Here is a 6,354-nt window from a genome sequence, read left to right on the forward strand (position 1 = left end):
CGCCTGCCATCGACTTCAACATCCCGTTGCGGAATGCACGAGGTCAGTCGGTTTCTCGCAACCGTCCAATCATCCAACCCCTGGCCTTTATCCAGTCGCGGCGCACCGTTCGTTCGTCGATGTCCAGTGCTGTGCCGATTTCCGCATCGCTCAAGCCTACGTAGAACCGCAACGAAACGATCTGCGCCATGCGCGGAAATGTCTGCCCGAGCCGATCGATGGCTTCGTTGAGCTCTATCACTTGCTCGGCGTGGCGGTCGTCGGCATCGAAACCGGCGTGCTCATCGAGCGTTTCCGTCGGGATGGCACTGCCGCGCTTCTGTGCCAGCTTTCTGCGCGCATGGTCGGTGAGCACGAAGCGCATCGCGCGGATGGCCAGGTAGTGGAAATGGTGGATGTCCGTGACCTTCAGGTCCGGTGACTCCTGCAGCTTGAGATAAACCTCGTGAACGAGCGCCGTCGTCGACAGGGTGGGGCTGGCGCCAAAAGTATTGCGCTGCACATGGGCCACGCGCAGCAAGCTCCGATAAGCCTCGGTCATCATCGAGGCCAGGCTGTGGGACGGATCGCGTATCGCACCATCCAATGTTTCTCGCAAACGATCAAGGACGACTTCATCGTTCGAATCCGGGGTTTCGATCATGAGAATTTCAAATGGATATGGCTTTCACTTCCGATGATTGTAGCGATTCGCAACGCTGCGAACGGCGGTTCGCCGATTGCATTACCGAAATTCGGCTCGCACCCGCGCGCAGGGCAAGATCCGCCACAGCGCGAAAATTCTGATCTTCGCCGGCCACACCATGTCCGGATTCGTCGCGTTTCTGCGATATATGAAACGCGGCGCATGAAACGCGGAGCTTTCGCCTCGCGAAAAGCGGGAAGGTTCGCGAGCGGAATTCCGTTTGTGCGATTTTCGCCATGGTCATGTGACGCAACCGGTAACAAAAGGTGACGCGGTTGGTCATTCAAGGACGTTTGCAAGGAGTTGTCGCATCAAAATCGATTAGCCGAGAAGCGTTGAGGAGTGATGGTCCATAGAGTGCCGATACACATGGCATGAGTCTTGCTCTTCAACCGCAGTTCAATTTCACCAACACCTGTCTCGTCGAGATCGTGCGAACTGAAAAAGTCCGCGCGCGGGGTGTTGCACGCTCACAAGGGGTAACGATGGGTATTTCGATAAGCGCGCAATCGCATTCGCGCCAGCATGCTTTCACGCGCTGGGTTTTGGTTTTGTCGTTGGCCTTTTCGGTATTGGCGATGTGCGCGGCAGCGCAAGCGCAGATCACGGCGACAAGCACTGCCACGCGGGATACGACCTGCACGGGTTTTCGCTTCAATACCCTCACCGGACAGGGGGCGCTCAATTGCACCGCCAACGAATTCACCGCGGTGACTACGGTGAAGCAGCCTGCTGGCGGAATCACCACTTGCGTGGCCGGGCAACCGATCACCGTGGATATCGAGGCGGATTTGTCCGGCACGAATACCCTCCGCTATGACGGTGGCCTGTTCTTCGGCCAGGCCGGCAACGATCCTCAACAGACTACGGGCCAGTGCTCCGTGGCACGCTTCCCGACCAGCTCGACGGGTACGGGATTCTTGGCTCCCACCCTTGCCGGCAATACGGCGGGCAGTTACGCGGCGGGCGGCGTCGAGAAGTGGCTGATCCAAGGCGTCAAGGTGCAGTGCAGCGCTACCGCGGGGGGCGCTCTGCTCATTCCCTACCTGATCACCTGGAATCAGGGCCAGGTGGTGGTCACCGGTGACACGGACAACAGGCTGTCGCCCGGAACGAAATCCAAATGCCAGGCAGCCTCCGCGAGCCTGCAAACCTCTACCGGTACTCCGGTCACCGTGCGCGGTTGGGTCAATGTGACTAAGCAGACCAATCCGGCAGGCGCTACGGACACGTTTGCATTCACCGCCTCCAATCCGAGCAACCTCGGCAATGTCTCGCCGGCGTCCTTCAACCTGACCGCGGGCGCCACCCAGCAGGTCCAGATCGACCTCGCCGGCTCTTCCACGCGTCAACTGGTCATCACCGAGAGCGCGCTCGGCGGTTGGAGTGCGACTCCTTCGATTACCTGCACCGCCGCCGACGGCGTGTCTTCGGCGGCGAGCTACGTCACGGTCACCGGACGCACGATCACGGCGAACCTCGACAACACCAACTTCGGCGCGAACTGCACGATCACCAACATCGCCACGCCGGCCTCGATCACGACGACGAAGACGCTGACCAGCGTGAACGGCAACGCGCCGGGCGCGAACGTGAAGGCGGGTGACGTATTGGTTTACACGATCACTTCGACCAACAGCGGCGGCACCGCAGGCAATGTGACGCTGACCGAGACGGTGCCGGCGAATACGAGCTACACCGGGCCGGACGGCGGCGCTTGGTCGTGTGCCGCGAACGCTCCCGCGGGTACGTCGTGCACCGCGACGCAGAGTGTCGCCAAGAACGGCGGCAGCGCGAGCACGACGTTCACCGTGACGGTGAAAACTCCGGTGACAGACGGCGCGACGATCGCGAACACTGTCGCGGTCACGGGCAGCACCTGCTCATCCTGCACGGTGACGAAGACCGCGAGTGCGCCGAACCTGACCCTGGCGAAGACGGCGAACAACGCGCCGTGGGCGGTGGGCCAAGCCAGCCCGCAGCCTTCATACACGCTCACGGTGAAGAACGTCGGCAGCGCGGCGACGAGCGGAACGATCTCCGTCTCCGATGTGCTGCCGAACGGAATCACGGCGACCACCGGCACGTACAGCGGCTGGTCCTGCACGGTCAGTGGCCAGACGGTGGCCTGCACGAGTGCCGCCTCGCTGGTGGCAACGAGCGGTCTCGCGAGCATCGTGCTGCCGGTTAGCGTGGCTGCGGCCGCGGCGCCGGGCGTGACGAACAACGCCTCGGTGGGCGGCGGCGGCGATCCGTTCAATGGCGGCACGACGCCCACTCCCGGCGCGAGCTGCACGAGCTTGGATGCGAACACCCCGGGCCACTGTGCGAGCACGACGACGACGGTGAACGCCTCGGCCGACGTGGCTATCGTGAAGACGCAGGCGTCGCCGAACCCGGCGGTGCCGGGGCAGGGTGTGGCGTGGACGATCACGGTGACGAACAACGGTCCGAACGCGGCGACGGCGGTGACGACGTCGGATGTCGTGCCGGCGGCAGTGAGTGGCCTCTCGCTGGGTGGAACGGACGCGGGTTCGTGCTCGATCAGCAGTCAGACGGTGAGCTGCAATTTCGGCACGCTGGCGAACGCGGCGACGAAGACGTACACAATCGGCGGCACGCTGGCATCGAGCTTCAGCGGCAGCCTCGACAACACGGCCACGGTGACGACGACGTCGAGCGATCCGACGCCGGGCAACAACACTTCGACCTCGAATACGCCGACGGCACCGAAGGCGGACCTCGTGGTGACGAAGACGGCGAGCCCGTCGAACAGCTACGTGCCCGGCCAGGCGTTGAACTACACCGTCACGGTGAAGAACAACGGACCGAGCGATGCGAACGGCGTCAGCGTGGCGGACACGGTGCCGGGCACGGTGACGGTATCGGGCTGGACCTGCACGGCCAGCGTCGGCGCGGACTGCGATACGACGGCGGGCGGCACCGGCGCGAGCGGCAGTACCAATGCGATCGCGTTGAACAACGTCAACCTGCCCTCCGGCGCGACGATCACGCTCGCGATCAGCGGCACGGCGCAGTTGAGCGCGACAGGCGACATCGTGAATACGGCGACGGCGACGCCGCCGGGCGGGGTGAGCTGCAGCACGCCGCCCTGCGCGAAATCGAGCACGGTGACGAACAGCAATGGCGGTGCGCCGCAACTGACAATCGACAAGCAGGCGACGCCGAGCACGTTCGCGGTGGGCGCGAACGGCACGTACTCGTTGACGGTGACGAACAGCGGCAGTTCGAGCACCTCGGGCACGATCACGGTGACGGACACGATGCCTAGCGGCATCACGATCACCGCGACACCGACCGGAACGGGCTGGACGTGTTCGACCAGCACCGCGACGCAGGTGACCTGCACGACTGCTGCGGTTCTGCTGCCCGGCTCGAATGCGCCGGTGATCAACGTGCCGGTGACGATCGATGCGAGCGCGGCACCGAGCGTGACGAATACGGCGCAGGCGAGCGGCGGCGGCGATGCCACGTGCTCCACCGCGACTCCGCCCGCGCGTTGCTCGAAGACGATCACGACGGCAGTGAACTCGCCGCAGCTCGACGTGAAGAAGCAGTTGAACGGCAGCTTCGTCGTCGGCCAGTCGACGACCTATACGATCACGGTGACCAACAACGGCCAGTCAGCGACGATCGCGGGCGGCACGATCGCCGACACGATCCCGGCGGGCCTGACGATCGGCACCCCGCTGCCGGCCGATTGCAGCAATCCGAGCGGCCAGCAGATCCAGTGCACGGTGCCGGCGAGTCTGGCGACGGGCGCATCGCACACGTACACGATCCCGGTGACGCCGACCGTGGCCGCGGTCGGCAACAACATGGCGAACACGGCGACGGCGAGCGGCGGCGGCGACGCGACCTGCCCGAACGCAGGCCATTGCAGCGGCCAGACCACCGACACGGTGACGGCACCGCAGCTCAAGTTGACCAAGAGCGCGAGTCCGGCCACATTCGTCGTCGGCCAGCCGGCGACCTACACGCTGACGCTGCAGAACACCGGCACCGCGGCGACAATCGCAGTGACGACGATCACGGACACGATCCCGGCGGGCCTGGCGATCGTGACGCCGCTGCCGGCGAACTGCAGCAATCCGAGCGGGCAGACGGTGACGTGCACGGTGGCGAGCGGCTTCGCAGTCAACGCGACGCAGAGCTTCGCGATCCAAGTGACGCCGCAGGTCGGCGTGAACGGCCAGTCGGTGACGAACACGGCGTCGGCGACCGGCGGCGGCGATCCGGGCTGTGCGGACGGCACTGCGTCCGCTGCACTGCCTGCGCGCTGCAAGGACGGCACGACCAATCCGGTCAACGCGCCGCAGTTGAAGATGACGAAGACGGCGAGCGGCGTGTTCGCGGTCGGCGTTGCGGCGAGCTATACCTTGAAGGTGCAGAACACCGGTACGGCGCCGACCAGCGGTGACATCACGATCACCGATGTCGTGCCCGGTTCGCTGACGCTGGGCGCGATGCCCGTGGGTTGCGGCAACGTCGGCCAGCAGGTGACGTGCACGATCACGGCGAGTCTGGCGGTGAACGCTTCGCAGAGCTTCGTCATCCCGGTGACACCGACCGCGAGCGCCTCGCCGAGCGTGAGCAACACGGCGACGGCGCAGGGTGGCGGCGATCCGACCTGTCCGACGACGGACAACTGCAAGTCGACGATCGTCACGACGGTGGATGCGCCGAGCCTGCAGCTGAGCAAGAACAGCAACGGCGCATGGACGGTGGGCCAGGGCGGCGCGGCGTATACATTGACGGTGACGAACGCCAGTGCGACGACGGCGACGACGAGCACGATCACGGTGCAGGACGCGATGCCCAACGGGATCACGCCGAACTGGACCGATCCGCTGGCGAGCAACGCGAGCTGGAGCTGCACGCACGCCGGCCAGAACGTCAGCTGCACCAGCTTGGCTGGCTTCAGCCTCGCCGCCAACGGTAGTGACACGATCACCCTGCCGGTGAGCGTCGGCGCCGCGGCGATCGCGAGCGGCAACAGCGCGCAGGTAACCAACAACGCCTCGGTAGGTGGCGGCGGCGATCCGAACAACGGCGGCAACCCGCCGACGCCGGGAAGCTGCGCCGTCGGCGACGCCCACTGCGCGAGCACGACGACGACGGTGAATACGGCGGCGACGATCAACGTGGTGAAGACGCGCGACGCGACGACCTCGACACCGATCGTGGCCGGACAGACCGTCACCTATCTGTTCACCGCGACCAATTCGGGTGCGAGCACGGTGGCGAACTACACGATCAGCGACGTCGTCCCGGCGCATACCACATTCGCTGCGGTCGGCAGCGGTTCCACGACTGCGACGAGTACGTGCAGCGGCGGCGCCGCGGCGGGCACCTTGTGTTCGATCACCTTCGCCAGCGTGTCGGCGAACGGCACGGCGACGGTGAAGGCCAGCTTCGTTGTCGACGCATCGATTCCCGATGGCACCTTGTTCATCGCCAACCTGATGTCGCAGCCGCATTCGTGCACGGCCGCTGGCTGCACGCCACCGCCGCTGCCGCCAGGCTGCACCGAGGCGGGCTGTACGCCGCCGACCTCATGCGCCGCGGACGACCCGCACTGCGTGCAGACGCCGGTCGCGATCGCCGACATGCAGGCGATCGCGCCGGCCAGCGTGAACGCGACCGTC

At 65.3% G+C, this 6,354-nt stretch carries 4 protein-coding genes; 1 reads left to right on the forward strand and 3 read right to left on the reverse strand.

The genetic code is table 11. From position 1 onward, the window contains the following. Positions 1–43 precede the first annotated feature (43 nt). The 3 genes from VF497_RS06870 to VF497_RS06880 all read right to left on the reverse strand — a co-directional run bounded on the left by VF497_RS06870 (position 44) and on the right by VF497_RS06880 (position 1,487). Entirely contained in the window at positions 44–643 is a 600-nt protein-coding gene (locus VF497_RS06870; protein ID WP_330887014.1) for an ECF-type sigma factor, read from the reverse strand. Between the two features lie 7 nt (positions 644–650). After that, positions 651–968 (reverse strand): hypothetical protein, encoded by a 318-nt coding sequence (locus tag VF497_RS06875; RefSeq protein ID WP_330887016.1) that lies wholly within the window; start codon positions 966–968, stop codon positions 651–653. 105 nt (positions 969–1,073) lie between these two features. Further along, on the reverse strand, positions 1,074–1,487 hold the full coding sequence (locus VF497_RS06880; RefSeq protein ID WP_330887018.1) for a hypothetical protein: 414 nt from the start codon (positions 1,485–1,487) through the stop codon (positions 1,074–1,076). Here VF497_RS06880 and VF497_RS06885 point away from each other — a divergent pair. After that, a partial coding sequence (locus VF497_RS06885; RefSeq protein WP_330887020.1) for a beta strand repeat-containing protein occupies positions 1,477–6,354 on the forward strand: 4,878 nt, incomplete at its 3' end. The two genes, VF497_RS06880 and VF497_RS06885, sit on opposite strands and share 11 nt — an antisense overlap.

Origin of the sequence: Rudaea sp. (assembly GCF_036383415.1) — a bacterium.
GTDB lineage: Bacteria > Pseudomonadota > Gammaproteobacteria > Xanthomonadales > Rhodanobacteraceae > Rudaea.

What these genes read in the sequence shown, in the direction of transcription:
- VF497_RS06870 (WP_330887014.1), bottom strand. Translation starts at nt 643, where the DNA reads ATGATCGAAACCCCGGATTCGAACGATGAAGTCGTCCTTGATCGTTTG.
- VF497_RS06875 (WP_330887016.1), bottom strand. Translation starts at nt 968, where the DNA reads ATGACCAACCGCGTCACCTTTTGTTACCGGTTGCGTCACATGACCATG.